This window comes from Pseudomonas sp. RIT-PI-AD (assembly GCF_025642785.1).
Classification (GTDB): Bacteria; Pseudomonadota; Gammaproteobacteria; order Pseudomonadales; family Pseudomonadaceae; genus Pseudomonas_T.
The window spans coordinates 1-18995 of the sequence record NZ_JANZKU010000012.1; the positions used below are offsets into that span (position 1 = coordinate 1).

Annotated in this window: 19 protein-coding genes, 1 other RNA gene and 1 pseudogene; 7 read left to right on the top strand and 14 right to left on the bottom strand. The window is 69.4% G+C overall.

The window, feature by feature from the left end; genetic code table 11:
• From OGL92_RS12155 to OGL92_RS12170, 4 genes and pseudogenes are all read left to right on the top strand, one after another.
• Window positions 1-271: hypothetical protein (locus tag OGL92_RS12155; RefSeq protein WP_263143877.1), on the top strand; the 271-nt coding region annotated here is incomplete at its 5' end.
• 153 nt (window positions 272-424) lie between these two features.
• Window positions 425-2209 (top strand): GspE/PulE family protein, encoded by a 1785-nt coding sequence (locus tag OGL92_RS12160; RefSeq protein ID WP_263143878.1) that lies wholly within the window; start codon window positions 425-427, stop codon window positions 2207-2209.
• A 253-nt stretch (window positions 2210-2462) separates the two neighbouring features.
• Window positions 2463-2696: pseudogene (locus OGL92_RS12165) on the top strand (NfeD family protein); the annotation flags it as partial.
• Window positions 2697-2825: 129 nt separating this feature from the next.
• Window positions 2826-3143 carry a DUF2388 domain-containing protein gene (locus tag OGL92_RS12170; protein ID WP_263143879.1) on the top strand — a complete coding sequence of 106 codons (318 nt, stop codon included), beginning with the start codon at window positions 2826-2828 and terminating at the stop codon, window positions 3141-3143.
• A gap of 56 nt (window positions 3144-3199) precedes the next feature.
• Here the strand turns inward: OGL92_RS12170 and OGL92_RS12175 are convergent, their stop codons facing one another.
• From OGL92_RS12175 to OGL92_RS12240, 14 genes are all read right to left on the bottom strand, one after another.
• Complete coding sequence (locus OGL92_RS12175) at window positions 3200-4201, bottom strand: hypothetical protein (RefSeq protein ID WP_263143880.1); 1002 nt, start codon at window positions 4199-4201, stop codon at window positions 3200-3202.
• A complete protein-coding gene (locus tag OGL92_RS12180) occupies window positions 4188-5732 on the bottom strand; it encodes an MBOAT family O-acyltransferase (RefSeq protein ID WP_263143881.1) in 1545 nt (514 codons plus the stop codon). Before OGL92_RS12180 ends, OGL92_RS12175 begins: the two co-directional genes overlap by 14 nt.
• Window positions 5719-7422 carry a carbamoyltransferase C-terminal domain-containing protein gene (locus tag OGL92_RS12185; RefSeq protein WP_263143882.1) on the bottom strand — a complete coding sequence of 568 codons (1704 nt, stop codon included), beginning with the start codon at window positions 7420-7422 and terminating at the stop codon, window positions 5719-5721. The genes OGL92_RS12180 and OGL92_RS12185 overlap by 14 nt, the downstream gene beginning before the upstream one ends.
• Window positions 7419-7670 carry an acyl carrier protein gene (locus OGL92_RS12190; protein ID WP_263143883.1) on the bottom strand — a complete coding sequence of 84 codons (252 nt, stop codon included), beginning with the start codon at window positions 7668-7670 and terminating at the stop codon, window positions 7419-7421. Before OGL92_RS12190 ends, OGL92_RS12185 begins: the two co-directional genes overlap by 4 nt.
• An 11-nt stretch (window positions 7671-7681) precedes the next feature.
• The gene (locus OGL92_RS22215; protein WP_263143884.1) at window positions 7682-8800 is read right to left on the bottom strand and encodes a cytochrome P450; all 1119 of its coding nucleotides are present in this window, start codon (window positions 8798-8800) and stop codon (window positions 7682-7684) included.
• Complete coding sequence (locus tag OGL92_RS12200; protein WP_263143885.1) at window positions 8797-10476, bottom strand: fatty acyl-AMP ligase; 1680 nt, start codon at window positions 10474-10476, stop codon at window positions 8797-8799. The genes OGL92_RS22215 and OGL92_RS12200 overlap by 4 nt, the downstream gene beginning before the upstream one ends.
• 375 nt (window positions 10477-10851) lie before the next feature.
• The gene (gene gcvH / locus OGL92_RS12205; RefSeq protein WP_263143886.1) at window positions 10852-11241 is read right to left on the bottom strand and encodes a glycine cleavage system protein GcvH; all 390 of its coding nucleotides are present in this window, start codon (window positions 11239-11241) and stop codon (window positions 10852-10854) included.
• Between the two features lie 70 nt (window positions 11242-11311).
• On the bottom strand, window positions 11312-12394 hold the full coding sequence (gene gcvT / locus OGL92_RS12210) for a glycine cleavage system aminomethyltransferase GcvT (protein WP_263143887.1): 1083 nt from the start codon (window positions 12392-12394) through the stop codon (window positions 11312-11314).
• A gap of 416 nt (window positions 12395-12810) precedes the next feature.
• Window positions 12811-14043, bottom strand: a complete 1233-nt coding sequence (locus OGL92_RS12215; RefSeq protein WP_263143888.1) for a 2-octaprenyl-3-methyl-6-methoxy-1,4-benzoquinol hydroxylase — start codon at window positions 14041-14043, stop codon at window positions 12811-12813.
• Window positions 14044-14055: 12 nt separating this feature from the next.
• Window positions 14056-14544 carry a DUF4442 domain-containing protein gene (locus tag OGL92_RS12220; RefSeq protein WP_263143889.1) on the bottom strand — a complete coding sequence of 163 codons (489 nt, stop codon included), beginning with the start codon at window positions 14542-14544 and terminating at the stop codon, window positions 14056-14058.
• Window positions 14541-14978 carry a GFA family protein gene (locus tag OGL92_RS12225; RefSeq protein ID WP_263143890.1) on the bottom strand — a complete coding sequence of 146 codons (438 nt, stop codon included), beginning with the start codon at window positions 14976-14978 and terminating at the stop codon, window positions 14541-14543. Before OGL92_RS12225 ends, OGL92_RS12220 begins: the two co-directional genes overlap by 4 nt.
• A gap of 10 nt (window positions 14979-14988) precedes the next feature.
• On the bottom strand, window positions 14989-16170 hold the full coding sequence (ubiH, locus tag OGL92_RS12230; protein ID WP_263143891.1) for a 2-octaprenyl-6-methoxyphenyl hydroxylase: 1182 nt from the start codon (window positions 16168-16170) through the stop codon (window positions 14989-14991).
• Window positions 16171-17505, bottom strand: coding sequence for a Xaa-Pro aminopeptidase (gene pepP / locus OGL92_RS12235; protein WP_263143892.1), 1335 nt, complete (start codon window positions 17503-17505; stop codon window positions 16171-16173).
• Between the two features lie 15 nt (window positions 17506-17520).
• Window positions 17521-18078 (bottom strand): YecA family protein, encoded by a 558-nt coding sequence (locus tag OGL92_RS12240; RefSeq protein ID WP_263143893.1) that lies wholly within the window; start codon window positions 18076-18078, stop codon window positions 17521-17523.
• A gap of 169 nt (window positions 18079-18247) precedes the next feature.
• Between OGL92_RS12240 and OGL92_RS12245 the strand changes: the two genes are divergently transcribed.
• The 3 genes from OGL92_RS12245 to ssrS all read left to right on the top strand — a co-directional run bounded on the left by OGL92_RS12245 (window position 18248) and on the right by ssrS (window position 18980).
• Window positions 18248-18457 carry a TIGR02449 family protein gene (locus OGL92_RS12245; protein WP_263143894.1) on the top strand — a complete coding sequence of 70 codons (210 nt, stop codon included), beginning with the start codon at window positions 18248-18250 and terminating at the stop codon, window positions 18455-18457.
• Window positions 18454-18768 (top strand): cell division protein ZapA, encoded by a 315-nt coding sequence (locus OGL92_RS12250; protein ID WP_263143895.1) that lies wholly within the window; start codon window positions 18454-18456, stop codon window positions 18766-18768. Before OGL92_RS12245 ends, OGL92_RS12250 begins: the two co-directional genes overlap by 4 nt.
• Window positions 18769-18800: 32 nt before the next feature.
• Window positions 18801-18980: non-coding RNA, 6S RNA (gene ssrS, locus OGL92_RS12255), on the top strand.
• The last annotated feature ends 15 nt before the right edge of the window (window positions 18981-18995 follow it).

Sequence of the window (18995 nt, forward strand, 5' to 3'; positions counted from 1 at the left end):
CTGGGCACCGGTCGGCCCCGGCGCCCCTGCGCAGGTGCTGTGCTTCGCCATCGAGGCCGAAGCCGAACCGGAGATCCTCTGCCGCCTGCTCGGGCTGTTCGCCCTGCACCGGGTTCTGCCCCTCGACCTGCAGGTCCGCCGCCAGGCCGATCGCTTGCAGGTCCGCCTGCTGCAGGACGACCTCAGCCGCCACCGCGCCGAGGTGATCGCCGAGAAGATCCGCTCCCTGGTGAACGTCCACGGGGTCGCCGTGCAGGCGTGCGACCGCTGAGGCGCGCCGATCCGGGCATTCGCTGCGGAGCTGGGCGCTGGTTCACGCATTGGGATTTCGACCCGGCGGGCGAATCGGGCATGCTAGGCCCTTTTCGACGCATCGCCACGAGCGGCTAGGCTTCGTCGAACCATGCCGCTCCGAGGAACCCGCATGTCCGCATCCGCTTCACCCACCCAGGACCGCTGGCTGGACCTGAACGACGTCCTGCGCGAACTGGTCGCGCAGAACCGGCTGGCCCAGGAAACCGCCGAACAATGCCTGATGGTCCGCCGCAGCGCGGCCAACGCGCAGATGCATCCGCTCGAATTCCTCGCCGCGCAGCAACTGGACGACCTGCAACGGCCGGGCAAGAAGTTCGACCTGGAGAGCCTCACCCAGTGGCTGGCCGACCTGGCCGGCCAGCCTTACCTGCGCATCGACCCGCTGAAGATCGACGTCGCCGCGATCACTCCCTTGATGTCCTATGCCTTCGCCCAGCGCCACAAGATCCTCGCGGTGGCGATCGACGCCGAACGGGTGACCATCGCCAGCGCACAGCCCTTCGTACACAGCTGGGAAGCCAACCTGACCCACGTCTTGAAGCGCCCGATCAAGCGCGTGGTGGCCAACCCGGTGGACCTGCAACGCTTCACGTTGGAGTTCTACCGGCTGGCCAAGTCGGTCAGCGGCGCCACCGCGGCGGACCAGAAGATCACCGGCGGCGGCAATTTCGAACAGTTGCTCAGCCTCGGTGCGCAGGACCAGGAGCCGGACGCCAACGACGCGCACATCGTCAACATCGTCGACTGGCTGTTCCAGTACGCCTACCAACAGCGCGCCAGCGACATCCACATCGAGCCGCGCCGCGAACAGGGCAGCGTGCGCTTTCGCATCGACGGCGTGTTGCACACCGTCTACCAGTTCCCGCCGCAGGTCACCATGGCCATCGTCAGCCGGCTGAAGAGCCTGGGCCGGATGAACGTGGCGGAAAAACGCAAACCCCAGGACGGCCGGATCAAGACCAAGACCCCCGAGGGCGGCGAAGTGGAACTGCGCCTGTCGACCCTGCCCACCGCCTTCGGCGAGAAGATGGTGATGCGGATCTTCGACCCCGAGGTGCTGCTCAAGAGCTTCGATCAACTGGGCTTCTCGGCCGACGACCTGCGCCGCTGGCAGGCCATGACCGGGCAGCCCAACGGCATCATCCTGGTCACCGGGCCCACCGGCTCGGGCAAGACCACCACGCTGTACACCACGCTCAAGCAACTGGCCACCAGCGAAGTGAACCTGTGCACCATCGAAGACCCGATCGAGATGATCGAGCCGGCCTTCAACCAGATGCAGGTGCAGCACAACATCGACCTGACCTTCGCCAGCGGCGTGCGCGCGCTGATGCGGCAGGACCCGGACATCATCATGGTCGGCGAGATCCGCGACCTGGAAACCGCCGAGATGGCGATCCAGGCCGCGCTCACCGGGCACCTGGTGCTGACCACCCTGCACACCAACGACGCGCCCAGCGCCATCACCCGCCTGCTGGAGCTCGGCGTGCCTTACTACCTGCTGCGCGCCACCCTGCTCGGGGTCATGGCGCAGCGCTTGGTGCGCACCCTGTGTCCCCATTGCAAGGCGCCGCTGCAACTGGCGGAGGAAGACTGGCTCAACCTCACCAAGCCCTGGAACGCGCCCCTGCCGACCGGCGCGCAACGCGCCGTCGGTTGCCTGGAGTGCCGCGACACCGGCTACCGCGGGCGTGCCGGGGTGTACGAAATTATGGTGCTGTCCGAACAGGTGAAGGCGCACATCAGCGCCGACACCGACCTGGGGGCGCTGCGCCGGCAGGCGTTCAAGGAGGGCATGCGCAGCCTGCGCCTGTCCGGCGCGCAGAAGGTCGCCAGCGGACTCACCACCATCGAGGAAGTGCTGCGGGTGACGCCCCAGAGCGAGCAGAAGTGAGTCGGCGCGCCTGACCGGCCGGCCCGACGGCGACCGGGCAGTGAGCAAATCTGGCGATCACAGCACGGACCGTCGCCTCGTGCGCGGCTAAAATCGCCGCCGCCCGCGCGTCCGGCCCACGAAAAGTCGCACGCCGGGCCGCCGGGCGGGCCCAGGCCGTCCACCCGCGACAACAAGAACCGCTATTCCGCAGCCTGCCGGCGCATTCGTGCAAGCGCCGGCGCTTCGTCGGTAAAAGGAAGAACTGAACATCATGTGGGAGTATCTGCATCACCTGTCCTTCTGGGACTGGCTCGCCTTCGGCACCCTGCTGCTGATCCTGGAAGTCTTCGGCGCCGGCGGTTACCTGCTGTGGAGCGGCGTGGCGGCCGCGGTGGTCGGCCTGTTCGCCCATCTGACGCCGGGCCTGCACTGGAGCCTGCAATTCATCCTGTTCGCCGCGCTGAGCCTGGCGACGGCCATCTGGTGGCGCCGCCGGCACCGCGCCGGCGCCTCGCGAAACGGCGAGCGCTAGAGCGCCGCCCCGACGACGCCCAGGGTCGTTCCGCCTCCAGGCATTGAACTCAGACGACGCCCGCGCTTTCTACTGGCATATCCCTCCCTCGGAGTAACCACCATGCGCTTGAAATACGCCGTCGCCAGTTTCACCCTGTTGTGCCTGCCCGTTGGCTCGGCCATGGCCGACAGTTTTTGGCGCGACATCATCTCCTCGGGCGCCACCACCGCGTCCACCTACGTCACCTTCAAGGATCACAAGCTGATCCTCGCCGCCCAGGACGACGCCGGCAGCTTCATCGCCAGCGACGGCGCCATTCGCGGCCCTTACCTGGAAGCGGCGATGGACCGCGTGCGCCACGACAACCCCGGCCTCGACGTCAGCGACCAGGAACTGGCCCAGGCCATCCTGGTCGCCGAGGACCAACCGGCGCGCTGAACCCCTCGCGCAGCCGCGCCCCGCCCACGAGGAACGCCCAGCCGTTCCTTTTTCGTTCAAGGCACGGCGTCGGCCTGCAAGGCGCGCAGCAGGTCCGCCCCCAACGCGGGGCGGAAATGGTGCCAGTCGAGCCAGTCCGCGCGGTCGATGCCGCCGCTCTCCAGCCCCTTGCGGGTGTAGGGCGTGGCCAGGTCGCGAAACTCCAGGCGACAGCCCGGGAACAGCCGCTGGTAATCCCGCAGCGTGCGCCGGCTGGCGCCCGCGGCCCGGCGCTGGGCGTCCAACAGCGCCGGTAGAAATGCCGGGGAGGCGTATACCGGCAGGCTGAACAGCCGCAGGCGCTGGGCATGGCGCGCGCAGGCCGGCGCCAGCGCTTGCACCAGTTGGCCGAGGGCGCGCTGCTGCGCGGCCAGTTGGGCGGGGCTTCGCAGGGCGGCGATCAGCTTGGCGACCTCGGCATCCTCATGCCCCCACTGCCCAGGATGCACTTCCGAGGCGCAGGCGCCGCTGCTCGCGGGCTCGCGCCGGGTCGGGTACCGGCTGCGCCAGAGCGTGGCCAGGGAGACCCGCGTGGCCTCCCAGCCGAACAGCTCGCGCCACAGCGGCGCGCCGCTGGCGGGAACCGGCGTGACGGTGTTCGCATCGGCCATGCCCAGTTCGATCGACAGCGTCCTTGGCCGCGGCGTGGCCGCCAGGACGGGCGCCAGGGCACCGACCTCCGCCAGGCTCAAGCGCAGCAACGCCAGACGCCGCAACCGCGGCAAGGCGCAGGTCTCCATGCCGAACAGCACGTGGGAGGTGCCGATCAGCAGGTCCTGGTCGCCGGCGTGCTGGGCCTGGCGCGTCAGCCAGCGCAACTGCGCGGCGCGCTCGGAGGCGTAGAAGGTCGCGGATGGCGTGTCGTTGAAACCCGGACGCAGCGGCTGGTCGAAGCGGCCGAAGGGGTTCGCCAGGCCGTTCAGGGTCGCCAGGGCGGCGAGGCCGATACCCAGGGTGGCGAGCAGGGCGCAGACGAAGCGCCAAGCCTGCCGCCGCTCCCGGGCTTCACAGGCGCGCATAGATGAAGCCCTGGCCCGCCCTTTCGCCCAGCAGCAGGGTCAACAGCACGACGCCGCCGATGGCCACGCCCCAGCGCAACGACGGCCGCCAGCCCAGGGCGCCCGCGCAGATCCCCTCCTGGGGTGCGACGTAGCCGAAGCGCTGCACGGTGTTGCGCGTAGCGAAGACCAGCAGGGTGCCCAGCCCCAGCAGCAGGACATCCAGGCCACGATAAGCCGGCAGATGGGGAAAGAAGCCGTCGGCGGCGATCCAGCCCCCCAGCCCGGCCGGCAGCAGGTGGGCGTAGGCCGGCGACAGGCTCAGCGACCCCAGGTCCAGCAGGCTGCCGAGCACCCTGGCCAGGCTGTCCAGGCTGTCCGCGCGGCTGAACAGCCCCAGGACGCTCAGGGTGAGCAACAGCAGGAAGCGCGCGGTCAGGCGCCACGCGCGCCGCCGCCAGCCGCTGGGTGCCAGCCGGGCGGACGCGGGCAGCAGCCCGGGCAGTTGCGACAGGACCATCAGCACCCCGCTGGCCAGGCCGCCCAGCAGCAACGCCAGCGAGGCGCCATGCCATGCACCGAGCAGCCCCATGCTGCACAGGGTGGCGATCGCCCAGGCCCAGAGCCTGCGCCGTGGCGGATCGCCCAGGGGCCAGCGGCGCACCCAGCGGAACAGCGGCTGGTACAGGTATTCGCGGACCCAGGCCACCAGGGACATGTGCCAGCGGTCGACGAACTCGCTGGGCGAAGCCGCCTTCAGCGGCGAGTTGAAGTTCACCGGTAGCCACAGGCCGAAACACAGGGCGATGCCCACGGCCATGTCCGAGTAGCCGGAGAAGTCGAAGTACAGTTGCAGCATGAAGCCCCAGCAGGCCAGCCAGCTCTCCAGCAATACGGGGCGTTCGCCGCGGGCCAGGGCCTGGTGGAACAGATCGACGAAATGGCCGATGTGGTCGGCGAAGATCACCTTCTTGCCCAGGCCCAGCAGGAACAGCGAGAGACCCGCCAGCAGCACCTGGGGCGCGACCGGCGTGCGGCCCAGGGCGGCGATCTGCGGGGCCAGGTCGCGGTAGCGGGAAATCGGCCCGGCCGGCAATTGCGCGAACAGGCCGACGAACAGCGCATGGCGCAGCGGGTTCAGGCGCAGCGCACCGGGGCGCTGGATATCGAACAGACAGGTGATCTGCTGAAAGCTGTAGAACGACAGCCCCAGGGGCATGCCGGCGATGAGGAAAGCCCCGGACGAGTGGCTCGATGCCGGCACGACGTATTTGTAAAGGATCAGCGGCAGCAGGTTGACCAGCACGCCCAACCCCACCCAGAACCGACGCCGCCCCGCATCGACCAATACCTTCCCGCTGATGGCGTAGTTGGCCAGCATCGACGCCAGCAACAGCGGCAGGCTGGCCGGATCGGCCCAGGCGTAGAACGCCAGCGAAGCCAGCAACAGCAGCGGCGCGGCCAGGGCCGGCAGGCGCCGCGCCGCGACATGGAACGCCACCAGCAGCAGGGGAAGGAACGCCAACAGGAACGCGGGGCTATGGAACGCCATCACCCCGGTCCTTTTCCACCAACAGGTCGTCGAGCAGTACGCCGTCCAGGCCGGTGGTGGCCAGCACCGCCATGGCGTCCTGCACCGAATGGACGATGGGCTTGCCCATGACGTTGAAACTCGTGTTCAGCAGGATCGGCACGCCGCTGCACGCCTCGAAGGCTTCGAGCAGGTCGTGCAGCCAGGGCTCGCTGGCCGGCTCGACGGTCTGCAGGCGCCCGGTGCCGTCCTCATGGACCACCGCCGGCACCGCGGCACGCCGGTTCTCCCGCCAGGGCAGGGTGAAGCTCATGTAGGGCGAGGGCTGCGCCCGCAGGAACCACTCGCCTGCCCGGGCCGCCGGCAGCATCGGCGCGAACGGGCGATAGGGCTCGCGGCCCTTCACCTCCCGGTTCAGGCGATCCTTCATACCCGCCGGACGCGGATCGGCGAGGATCGAACGGTGCCCGAGGGCGCGCGGCCCGTATTCGGCGGCGCCGCGCATCACGCCGACGATGCGGCCGCGGGCCAGGACCTCCGCCAGGCGCCGCGCCGAATCGCCCGCGAGATCGCTCACCCGGAAGCCGCCCGCGTTGCGCGCCACCGCCTGGATCGTCCGCGAATCCGGCGAGGAGCCGAGGAAGGGATCGCCGGCCGCTCGCGCGCGGGAGCGGGGCAAGGGCTGCCCGGGATGATCCTGCATCCAGGCCAGCAGCGCCGCGCCGACCGCGTTGCCGTCGTCACCCGGCGCGCTGGGCACGTGCACGGCGGCGAAGGCGTGGCGGCCGAGCAAGGTGCCGTTGTAGGACGAGTTCAGCGCGCAGCCGCCGGTGAGCACCAGGTTCTCGCCCTCGGTCGCGGTGCAGGCGGACAGCACCGCGTCGGCGAAGGCGCCATACGCCGCCTGCCCGCTGGCGGCCAGGTCGGCGGCCTGCATCAGCGGTGCGGACGGATCGCGCCGGTGCGCCGCCAGGCGAGCCTGGACCGCCCGCAGCACCGTCTCGTCGGCCAGCAGCGGCCGTCCGTTCTCGATGGTCAGCAGCCGTGCCATCGCACCGGTCAGGTCCTCGCGGGGCTGTCCGAAGGCCGCCAGCCCCATGACCTTCCACTCTTCCCCGGCCTTCCAGTCGAAACCGCACAGACCGGTCAGCCAACTGTAGAAGGACCCCAGGCTGCCCGGACCCCAGGAGCGCCACAGGCGCTTGAAGCGGCCGTCGCGGAAGCGGTAGAGGCTCACCGCGCCGACGTCGCCCTCGCCATCCAGCACCAGGCACAGGGCCTGGTCGAAGGGCGCGCCGTGGCAGGCGTAGGCGGCGTGGCACAGGTGGTGCTCGTAGTTCCGCCGATCCGGAACCGCCGCCAGGCCGAGGTGGCGGGCCAGCGAATCGCCAGCATCGGCGAAGGCGCGCTTCTGCTGGTTGCACAGCCAGGCGATCTCCGCCACCGGGATCAGGGTGTCCATCAGGCGCAGTTGCTCGTGCGCCTTCTGCCGCGCCCAACTGGTGGCGACGACGAATTCGGCGTCCGGTTCGCAATGCGCCGCCAGCATGCCGGCCAGGTGGTAGGGATGATCCGGCGCCGCGCCCCAGGCGCGCTTGTCCTGCAGGAAGCGTTCGGTGGCCTCGGCGAACAGCACCCGGCCGCGCTCGTCGACCAAAGCCATGGCGGGGTCGTGCCCGGAGGTCGACAGGCCCAGGTAATAGCGCGTCACGGCCGCCCCAGCAATTCCAGCAGGCGATCCGCCACCCCGTCCACGGTGCGGTATTCGAACATCATGATGGGATCGACCTCGATGTCGTAGTAGTCCTCGATTTCTCCGCTGATGATCACCACATCGATGGACTTGACCCCGATTTCGGACAGGACGGTGTCGTTGCCCAGACGTTCCTCGGGAATCCGGGTGCGCTGGATGATGCGGCTGCGCAGAAAGGCGACGATCTCTTCGCGGTCGACAGGCATGTAACGTTCTCTCAGGGGTGGAGGGTGCAGGGCAGCGAGACCGGCGCGCGCACGAAGGTGGTCTCGAGCCACTGCGGTTGGTCGATATCCAGGCGCAGTTGCGGGTAGCGGGCGAACAGGCGCGGCAGCGCCGTCCTGATCACCATCCGCCCGTAGGCCGCGCCCGGACACTTGTGGATGCCCGTGCCGAAACTCAGGTGGGCCACCGAGGCTTCGCCGCCCTCTTCCCACGGGAACGCATCGGGGTCGCGGTTGATCGAGGGCAGGTGCATGTGTACGTGGTCGCCGGCGCGGAACGGACAGCCGCCGATCCGCCGGTCCTCGGTGGCCACGCGGTCGATGAACTGCGGCGACGCATGCAGGCGCAGCAAGGTCTCGAGGTGGCGCGCGACCCAGGCTGGGTCGGCCGCCTGCACGCGCGCTGCGGCCGGCGCCTGCAACAGGTGCAGGAGGATGTTGCCCAGGGTCTGCGAAGTGGTCTGGCCGGCGACCAGCAGGGTCGCGGTCAGCGCGATGGCATCGGCGCGATCGAAATCCGCCGACAGCCGCTCCATCACCTGGGCCAGGAAGGGCGCCGGGCACCCCGCGGTATACACCGGCTCGGTGCGGTCGAGACGCAGCAGGATAGCTTCGATGGTCGCCTGCAGGCGGGTCATGCTGCGCAACGACTGCATCGGTTCGAGCAGGCGGCGGGTCTCGCGGGACCACTCGGTGAGCTTCGGCGCGTCGCCGGGATGCATGCCCAGCACCGCGACCATCGCGGTCTGGAACAGGGGTTCGACGAAATCGCCCATCAGGTCCGGCCGTTCGACGCGGGCGAGCGCGTCGAGGGTGCTGTCGACGATCGACTCGACGCACCCTTGCCAGGGCCTTATCCGGTTGGCCCCGAAGAAGCCGGAGGCCAGGTTATGCAGCTTGAGATGGCGCGTCCCGCTGAGGAAGAACGGAATGTTCCGCGCCAGGTGCTCCAGCACGCGCAGGTCGCACCCCGACTGCTCCTGCAGGGTCCGCAGGTAGCCGGCCAGGTCGATGGGCCGGAAGCTCGGGTCGCGCAGCACCGCGCGACAGGTCGCATGCTCGCCCAGCCGGACGAATCCGTGGCGGACGGCCGTCGCGGGGGCCTCGCTCACGCCTGCACCTCGGGATAGCGATGCCCGGCGCGAACCCGGGCGGCGACGGCCTGGCGCCTGACCTTGCCACTGGTGGTCCGCTCCAGCCCACCGCGCTTGACGAAGCGCACCCAGGCCAGGTCGATGCCGAAGGTCGCGCCGACCCGGGCGCGGATGGCCTCGGCCAGCGCCTCGGCATCCTCCAGCGCCGCGCGGGCATGGCGGACCTCGATCAGCAGCGCGCCTCGCTCGTCGTGAGCGGCGTTCAGCGAAAAGGCCGCCGCCGCCATCGGGTTGAGCGCCGGATGGGCCTCGGCCGCCAACCATTCGATATCCACCGCCGCGACGTTCGCGCCGTGGGCGATCAGCACGTCCTTGAGCCGCCCGGTGACGTGCAGCGCATTGCCGCTGAGCAGGCCGAGGTCGCCGGTGCGCATGAAGGACCGCGGGTCGCCGGCGACCCGGGCGTCGAAGGTGGCCCGGGTTTCTTCGGGCTGGTTGTGGTAACCGCTCGCCACCGAAGGGCCGGCCACCCAGATCTCGCCCTCCTCGCCGTCGGCGCGCGGCTGGCCGCTGAGTGGATCGACGATGCGCAGGTTGGCCCGGGTCGAGGGCGCCAGGCGACAGGGCTCGGTGCGCCCGTCGCCGGACAACCCGTCCGGCTCGCCCCAGACCCGCTCGCCGGCGACGTACAGGGTGGACTCCGCCAGCCCGTAGCAGGCGAACACCGCCGCCGGGTCCAGGCGCGCGCCGCGAAACCGCTCGCGGAACCGTGGCAGCAGGTCGGCCGGCACCGGCTCGGCGCCGCAGAACGCGGCGCGCCAGGAAGACAGGTCGAACGAGGCGCTTTCGCGTTCGTCGATGGCGTCGAGGCAGAGGGCGAAGGCGAAGGCCGGCCCGCCGCTCAAGGTGGCGCGGTGCTCGCCGATGGCGCGCAACCAGCGCGACGGCTTCTGGGCGAACGCCAGCGGCGACATCTGGATGCAGGGCGCGCCCCACAGCAGCGGGCAGATGGTCCCGCCCATTAGGCCCATGTCATGGTAATTCGGCAGCCAGTTGACGCTGACGGTGTCCGCGCCCAGGCGCCAGCGCTCGCTCGCCAGCGCCGTGTTGCTGAGCAGGTTACGGTGGCTGAGCAGCACCCCGCGGGGCTGGCGGGTGGAGCCGGAGGTGTACTGGATGACCGCGGTGTCGTCGACGGAACGGTCGAACCCGGCGCAGCGCGGATGCCCGATCCGGCCCGGCTGGGCCAGCAGATCGTCCACCCGGATCAGGGTGGGCAGCCCCGACCGGGTCCCTTGGGCGAGGTGCTGGGTCAGCACCTGGGCGCTTTCCTGGGTGCATAGAATGGCGCGGGCGCAGGAGTCGGCGATGACCGCGTCCAGGCGGTCGCGATAGGCGCCGGGATGGGGAACCGGCAGCGGCGCCACGGCGATCCCGGCGTACAGGCAGGCCACCAGCGCGACGCTGCACTCCAGGCTCGGCGGCATGATCAGCAGTACCGGGCCGCCCTCGGGCAGACAGGTCTCCAGGTGTCCGGCGAGGCGCAGCACCCGGTCGCGGAAGGCGTCGCCGGTGAGCTGGTCGCCGACTCGCTCGCCGCGCTGGAGAAAAGTGGCGATCACCCGGTCCCGGGTAAGGACCAGATTCTGCTCGATGCGAGCCACCAGATTGCGCCCGCCTGCGTCCAAGTCCATAGGTGTCGGCCACTCGAATTGTTATTGTCCGTTCGCCGGATATCCCATCCGCGCGACGCGCCCGCCGGAAGCCCCCGCGAGCGACCGTCGCAACGGGCATGACCTCGATCGGGAGCAGGCGAGCGCTCCGCCGTCCGGCGAAGGGCGCCCGCCGGGGGCGATCCCTGGTCGCGGCCGGACAAGGCACGTCCGCCGCGGGCTCAGCGCGGCATTATTACGAAATGGCCCTGGGCTTTCCATCGCTATCTCCAGGCCGCGAGGGCGCTGCGGCGGTGTTGCTCGACTCCCTGGGGGCACCGCTGCCCCGTTTGCCCGGCGCGCCCCTGGAACGGCGCAAAACCTCGCCTCGCGAGGTTTTTTCCAGGGGCGAACGACTCAGGCGTCGGCGTCGATCGCCGCTTTGTAGCTCGGTGCGTCGAGCAGCTTGTCCAGCGCGCTCGCATCGCTCGGCTTTAACTTGAAGAACCAGGCGCCGTAGGGGTCGCCGTTGACGGTCTCGGGGCTGTCGCTCAGGGCGCCGTTCACCTCGATCACCTCGCCGCCGACCGGCGCGTATATGTCGGACGCGGCCTTCACCGACTCCACCACACCGGCTTCCTGGCCGGCCTCGAGCCGTTGGCCGACGCTCGGCAATTCGATGAACACCACGTCGCCCAAGGCCTCCTGGGCGTGGTCGGAGATACCCACGGTCACCGTGCCGTCGGCTTCCAGGCGGGCCCATTCGTGGCTGGCGGCATAGCGCAGGTCGGCGCGGATTTCACTCATCTTCAACTCCTCGGAAAAGTCAGGGCGGCAGGGACGCTGCCAGATAATTTAGCAGGCGAGGCGCCGGCCGTTAGATCAAGGGTTTGCCATGGCGGACGAAGGTCGGCCGGACGACACGCACGGGGTACCATTTGCCACGGATTTCCACCTCGGCGCGCTCGCCGGCGGAGGCCGGCACCCGTGCCAGGGCGATGGATTTGCCCAGGGTCGGCGAGAAACTGCCGCTGGTGATTTCCCCAGCGCCGGTGCCGGCGATCCGTACCACCTGGTGGGCGCGCAATACGCCGCGCTCCTCCAGCACCAGCCCGACCAGCTTCGGCTGGTCGCCGGCCGCGCGCTGCGCCTCGAGCGCCGCGCGACCCACGAAGTCGCGGCTCTCCGGCTCCCAGGCGATGGTCCAGCCCATGTTCGCGGCCAGGGGCGAGACAGCCTCGTCGATGTCCTGCCCGTACAGATTGAGGCCCGCCTCCAGGCGCAGGGTGTCCCGCGCGCCGAGGCCGATGGGCGCGATGCCGGCGCCGACCAGTTCGTTGAAGAAGGCGCTGGCCTGCTCGGCCGGCAGGACGATCTCCAGGCCATCTTCGCCGGTGTAGCCGGTCCGCGCGATGAACCAGTCGCCTTCGGCGAAGCCCTGGAAGGGTTTGAGTGCCTCGATCAACGCGGCGCGCGGCGAGGACACCAGCTCGAGGAGGCGGGCGCGAGCCTGCGGCCCCTGGATGGCGAGCATCGCCAGGTCGTCACGCTCGCGCAGTTCGACGGCGAAACCGGCGCTGCGCGAGCGCATCCAGGCCAGGTCCTTGTCGTGGGTCGCGGCGTTCACCACCAGGCGGTAGCCGGTGTCGAGCCGGTAGACGATGAGGTCGTCCACCACTCCACCCTCGGCATTCAGCATCGCGCTGTACAGCGCCTTGCCGGGCGCCTCTAGGCGCGCCACATCGTTCGCCAGCAGATACCGCAGGAACGCCTCCGCCTGCGCGCCGGCGACGTCGACCAGGGTCATGTGCGACACGTCGAAGACGCCGCAGTCGCGACGCACCTGATGATGCTCCTCGACCTGCGAACCGTAATGCAGAGGCATATCCCAGCCGCCGAAATCGACCATCTTGGCGCCGAGGGCGACGTGCAGGTCGTAGAGGGGCGTACGCTGTCCCATGGGTGTCTCCTTCCGGGCTTGGCGAAGATGCGGACGGGCACGGGCGCCGCCAGGGCCCGTTCTAGAGGCCTCGGCGTACACGCCGCGCGCCCGGTCTGAAAGACGGGCCGCACCGAATGGCGCGCATTGTAGCCGCAAGGTCGGCGACTGGACACCTGACCCGCCGCCCGGTCCGCGGCGCCCTCGCGGATGGCCGCCGGCCTCGCACCCGGGCCGGGTAAACCGCGGGCGCGGCATCCGGCGCCGAACGCCAGGGCCCCGCGCAGGCGCGGACGCCGAGGGGGCGATTCGTCAGGAGAAAGAAAACCCGGGGGACAGCGGGACCGGGCAGCGCGGATCGCCACCCGCGGCGGGATCGCGCTGATCGGCGCGCCCTTTCGGAAAGGGGCGGTTCGGCCGAGTCGGCGGGCAGGCGCTCAGGCCCGCGCCAGCTCCGGCAGATCCCCGGACAAGCCGAGCGCCTGGCGCACGAACACCGCCTTGGCGCCGGGCAGGCGCTCCATCCGCTTCAGGCCGGCGTTGCGCAGCCAGCGCAGCGGCAACGCATCGGACTGGAACAGCCGCTCGAAGCCTTCCATCGCGGCCATCATCGCCAGGTTGTAGGGCATCCGCCGCCGCTCGAAGCGCGCCAGCACCCGCGGGTCGGCCAGGGGCTCGCCCCGCGCGCGGGCGCGCAGCAGCACCTCGGCCAGCACCGCGGCGTCCAGGAAGCCCAGGTTGACCCCCTGGCCGGCCAGCGGATGGATGGTGTGCGCGGCATCGCCGATCAACGCCAGGCCGGGTTCGACGTAGCGTTTGGCGTGGCGCTGGCGCAACGGGATGCACAGTCGCGGGTCGGCTTCCAGCACCTCGCCGAGCCGCCGTTCGAAGGCATCGCCGAGGGCCGCGCGAAACGCCGTGTCATCCAGGGCCATCAGCCGTTCGGCATGGGCCGGAGTGGTCGACCAGACGATCGAGCACCAATGGTCGTCGCCCTGGCGATCCAGTGGCAGGAACGCCAGCGGGCCTTCGTCGGTGAAACGTTGCCAGGCGGTGGCGCGGTGGGGTTCGGCGCAGCGCACGCTGGTGACGATGGCGTGGTGCAGGTAATCCCACTCGCGGGTCTCGCAACCGGCGAGCCTGCGTACCGCCGAGAGCGCGCCGTCGGCGGCCACCACCAGCGGGGTGCGCAGGCGGCGGCCGTCGCTAAGGGTCAGCAGCCAGTCGTCGCCGGAGCGCCGCAGCTGTTCCAGGCGCAGCCCCGGCAGCAGGCCGACGGCGCTGTCGCGCAGGGGCTCCAGCAGGCTGTCCTGGATCACCCGGTTCTCGACGATATGGCCGAGGACCTCGGCGTGCACGCTGGCGGCGGAGAAGTGGATCTGCCCGGTGCCGGCGCCGTCCCAGACGCGCATCTCGGCATAGGGGCTGGCGCGGCGCGCGGCGATGCCGTCCCAGGCGCCGAGCCGTTGCAGGATGCGCTGGCTGGCCATCGAGAGGGCGCTCACCCGCGGCTCGAAGGGCGCATCGGCGGCGAACGGCGCCACGTCGAGCGGGCCGCCGTCCACCAGGAGGATGTCCAACCCGCTGTCCTTCAGCGCCAGGGCGAGCGCGCTGCCCACCATCCCGGCGCCGACGATGACCAGATCCGCTTGCGTGTCGCCTGGCTGCATGGCCACTCCCGGTTAATTCCGAACCTGCGGCTTGAGCCGCACGTAAAGCGTCTTGTGCACGGTGGCCACCAGGCCGCCCGCGCCGTCGCGCACCTCCACCAGCAATTCCGGCAGGTACTTCTCGCCACCGGCGGTACGCGCGCGGACGGTCTCCAGCAGCGCCTCGTCGATCTGGAAGTCGGCATAGACCGGGCCCTTGCCCGGCGCGACGAAGTCGATGCTGGCGGCCTTGTCCCAGACGATGTAATCGCGGCCGAGGTTCTCCATCAGCATCAGCATGAAGAACGGGTCGGTCATGCTGTACAACGAGCCGCCGAACTGGGTGCGCACGTAGTTGCGGTTGTACCAGCTCAGGCCCATTTTGACCCGCACCGAGCGGAAGTCCGCGCTGATCTGCCGCACCCGGATACCGGCGCCCAGGTAGGGCGGATAAAGGTTCAGCGCCCAGCGCAGGAAGCGGGCCTTGCGCGCCAGGGCGCGGGGATCGGGCGCGCCGCTCACGAGGGGTTGGGCTTGCTGAACGCGGCCAGTGCCTCGGCACCGGTGAGTCGCCGGGTCGGCTGGGCGAAGGCGTAGTTGCACGGCTGTTCGTCGACGAAGATTTCCGTCTTCAGCTCGAACTGCGCGGGGTCCTCGAAGGCCATGGCCGATACCACCAGCGCCGAGCCATCGCGGGCGCGCCAGAACAGCGAGGACCCGCAGGCCTTGCAGAACCCCCGCTCGCCCCAGCCGGAAGACCGATAGATGCCCAGCGCGGATGAGTCGTCGATGCGGAGGGCCGGCGCACAGGCCACCGCCATGCCCACCCCACCGGCCCAGCGCCGGCACATCGCGCAATGGCAGGCCGACATGGTCAGGCTCAGCGGGGTCGCGCTGAAGTTCACCGCCCCGCACAAGCAACGTCCGCCCAGGGCGGAGGAGGTTTCGACGTTCATGCGCATTGCCTCATAGGGGTCGGGTGCCCAGCCCCATCGCCTGGCGCGCGAACCAGCGCTTCGCCGGCGGCAACAGGTCCAGGCCGAGCAAGCCGAGGTTGCGGCCGGTGGCGAGCAAGGGCGCATCGCTGGAGAACAGCCGGGTGACCTGGTCGGAGAAGCCTACGGTCAGGCGCTGGTCGGCGCGCTGGCCGGCAAGATAAGCCTGCAGGGTGGCGAAATCGCCCGGGGGCGCGTCGCTGCCGAGCAACGCCTGCGCCAGGGCCAGGGCATCGCGCAGGGACAGGTTGTAGCCCTGCCCGGCGATCGGATGCAGGCTGTGGGCGGCATTGCCGAGCACCGCCAGGTGCGGGCGGACCTGCTCCTGGGCTTCCACCAGCACCAGCGGGTAAAGATGCCGCGCGCCAACCTGGCGGAAGGCGCCCAGGCGGTAACCAAAACTGGCTTGCAGCTCGGCGAGGAAGGCCGCGTCGGGCAAGTCGGCGAGGCGCTGCGCATCGTCGCCGGGGCGCGTCCAGACCAGCGCGCAGCGCCCGTCGGACAACGGCAGCAGGGCCATCGGCCCCTCGTCGGTGAAGCGTTCGAAGGCCTGCCCGCGATGACTCTCCGACGGGCTGACGTTGGCGATCAGCGCGGTCTGCGCATAGGGCGAGCGCTGCACCTCGATGCCGATCTGCTCGCGCAGCGAGGAACGCCCGCCGTCGGCCAGCACCGCCAGGTCGCAGTCGACCTGCAAGTCGTCGTCGAGTGTCAGCCGGTAACCGCCTTGCAGCGGTTGCAGGCCGACCACCTCGGCCGGGCAACGCCACTCGACCACCTGGCGATCCAGGGCCTGCCACAGGCATTGGCCGAGCCAGGCGTTTTCCACCACGTAGCCCAGGGCCGGCACGCCCTCCTCCATGGCCGACAGGCGGGTCGCGCCGAATCGGCCACGGTCGGAAACATGGATCTGCCGGATCGGCTCGGCGCGCGGGCTGATCGACTGCCAGACGCCGAGCCGCTGATAGATCTGCTGGGTGCCGTAGGAAAGCGCCGAGGAGCGCGCGTCGTAGCTCGGCTGGTAGCCCTCGCCGGGGGCGAAGGGCTCCACCAGCAGGATCTTCCAGCCACGCGCCCGGGCGCCTTCCTGCAGGGCCAGCGCCAGGCTGGCGCCGACCAACCCACCGCCGATGATGGCGATATGGGCGTGCACCTACGCCGCCTCGACGCGGGCGGCGGCCATCAGCGCCTCGATCTCGTCGACGCGCTTGGGCACGCTGCCGGTGAGGATTTCGCAGCCCTGGCGGGTGACCACCACGTCGTCCTCGATGCGCACGCCGATGCCGCGCCATTTCTTCGGTACGTCGAGGTTATCCACGGCGATGTAGATGCCCGGCTCCACGGTCATCGCCATGCCCGGTTCGAGCACGCGCCACTCGCCGCCGACCTTGTAGTCGCCGACGTCGTGGACGTCCATGCCCAGCCAGTGACCGGCGCGGTGCATGTAGAACGCCTTGTAGGCCTCGCTGGCGATCAGCGCGTCGACCTCGCCCTTGAGCAGGCCAAGCTCCACCAGGCCGGCGGTGATGACCCGCACGGTGGCCTCGTGGGCCTCGTTCCAGTGGTGCCCGGGCGCGATCACCTCGAAGGCGGCTTCCTGGGACTTCAGCACCAACTCGTAGATGGCCTTCTGCTCGGGGGTGAAGCGGCCGCTGACCGGGAAGGTCCGGGTGATGTCGCTGGCATAGCAATCGAGCTCGCAGGCGGCGTCGATCAGCACCAGGTCGCCATCCTTCAACGGTGCATCGTTCTCCCGGTAGTGGAGGATGCAGGCGTTGCGACCGGTCGCGACGATGGAGCCGTAGGCGGGCATCTTCGCGCCACCCCGGCGGAAGGCGTATTCCAGCTCGGCTTCCAGGTGGTATTCGTACAGGCCGGGACGCGCCGCCTGCATGGCGCGGATGTGCGCCTGCGCGGACACCTCGCCGGCTTCGCGCATCACCTTCACCTCGGCCGCGCTCTTGTACAGACGCATGTCGTGCAGCAGGTGGCCGAGGGCGACGAATTCGCTCGGCGGCTGCGCGCCCTGGCGCGCCTTGGAGCGGATCACGTTGATCCACTCCATCAGATGGCGATCGAACTCGATGTGGGTGCCGATGGAGTAGTAGACCCGCTCGCGGCCTTCGATCAGCCCGGGCAGGATGTCGTCGATGTCGCCGATGGGGAAGGCATCGTCGGCGCCGAAGTCGCGGATCGCCCCTTCCTGGCCGGCGCGCAGCCCGTCCCAGAGCTCGCGCTCCGGGTCACGCTCGCGGCAGAACAACACATATTCGCCGTGGGCGCGGCCGGGGATCAGCACCAGCACCGCTTCCGGCTCGGGAAAGCCGCTGAGGTACTGGAAATCGCTGTCCTGGCGATAGACGTGTTCGACGTCGCGGTTGCGGATGTGCACCGGTGCGGCCGGCAGGATGGCGATGCTGTTGGGCACCATCTGTTCCATCAGCGTTTTGCGCCGACGGGCGAACTCCGATTTCGGGATGCGGGTCATGCGGTCTCCGAGGTTTCAGTGCAGGGAAGGCTTCGGCGCCGGTGCCGCGGCGGTCTTTCCGCATTCGGTGAAAAGCAGCAACGGCGCTACACGCAGATATTCCATTACTTCCATGAAGTCACTCTCGCCCTCCTCCGACTCTTCCAGGGCGCTCTGCACCTGGGCGATGGAGGCGAGGTCTTGCAACACTTCCATCGCTTCGGCGCTCAATGCGCTGTCGCGCGAGGCAAGGCCGAAACCACCGAGGAAGCCTTGGCACCACTGGCCGAGCGCCGCGGCCCGCTCGCTGAGCGGACTGTCGTCGGACGGCAGCAGGACAACCAATGTCATGTCGCCACCGGTCAACTCGCCCTTGACCATTTCCTGCAGGCCGATGAGGGCCTGGCGCAGGTTGTCCTTGGGTTCGCTGCCGATCAGTTCGGCGGCATCCACCAGCCAAGGCTCCACCTCGAAGCCCGCGCCGGCGCAACTACGGCCGAGCAACAGGCCATGGAGCTCGGCGGGCGAAACGGCCTGGCCCGAAGTGGCGAGGAGGGTGGCGAAAGCGGTATACGGCGAGTTGGAACTGGGCATGGGCGGCTAGGCGCGGCAGGGCGCAATGACTAGAATGACGGCTTCGTATCCTAGCACCGGCGTACACGCCAAGACCATCGACCGACGCGCCCGGCTTCACATCGCCCCGCGCGCGGTTTTCTCCAGTCGCGGGAGCTCCCGACCCGCCCTCCACCGGTAGCCGAACCCAATGGAAGACGCCGACCTGCAGGCCCTGACGAGCAAACTGGAACTGTTGATCCGGCGCGTCGAGCAGCTCAAGGGGCAGAACCGTCTTTTGCTGGCGAGCGAAAAATCCTGGCGTGAAGAGCGCGCTCATCTGATCGAAAAGAACGAAATGGCACGACTGAAGGTCGAAGCGATGATTTCGCGCCTGAAAGCTCTGGAGCAGGATTCATGACCCCGTCGAAAACCGTTACCGTCCATATCCTCGATAAGGACTACTGCATCACCTGCCCTGCCGAAGAGCGGGCCAATCTCGAAAGCGCCGCCCGCTACCTGGACGGCAAGATGCGCGAAATCCGCACCAGCGGTAAGGTCATCGGCGCCGACCGCGTGGCCGTGATGGCGGCCCTGAACATCACCCACGAACTGCTGCACAAGCAACAACGCCTGGATCAGGAAGTCAGCTCGACCCGCGAGCGGGTACGCGATCTGCTGGACCGCGTGGACGACGCCTTGGCCACCGATCAGGACGCGCCGCAAAACTGACCCTTCTCCGAGGATTGGGGTATACTCGCCGCAGCTCCCTGGTGTGTTTGCCAGTCGGTGATGTCCCTGAGCCGATACGCACAACCATGGGGGTTGTGAGCTGGGGCCGGTGTGCATGTCCGCTCGACGGAAAGCCTTAACGCCCCCTGCAACCTCCACCTTGAACTTTCGGGTTCAAGGGCTAACCCGACAGCGGCATAACCGGGGAGTCATTTCTTTCATGGATC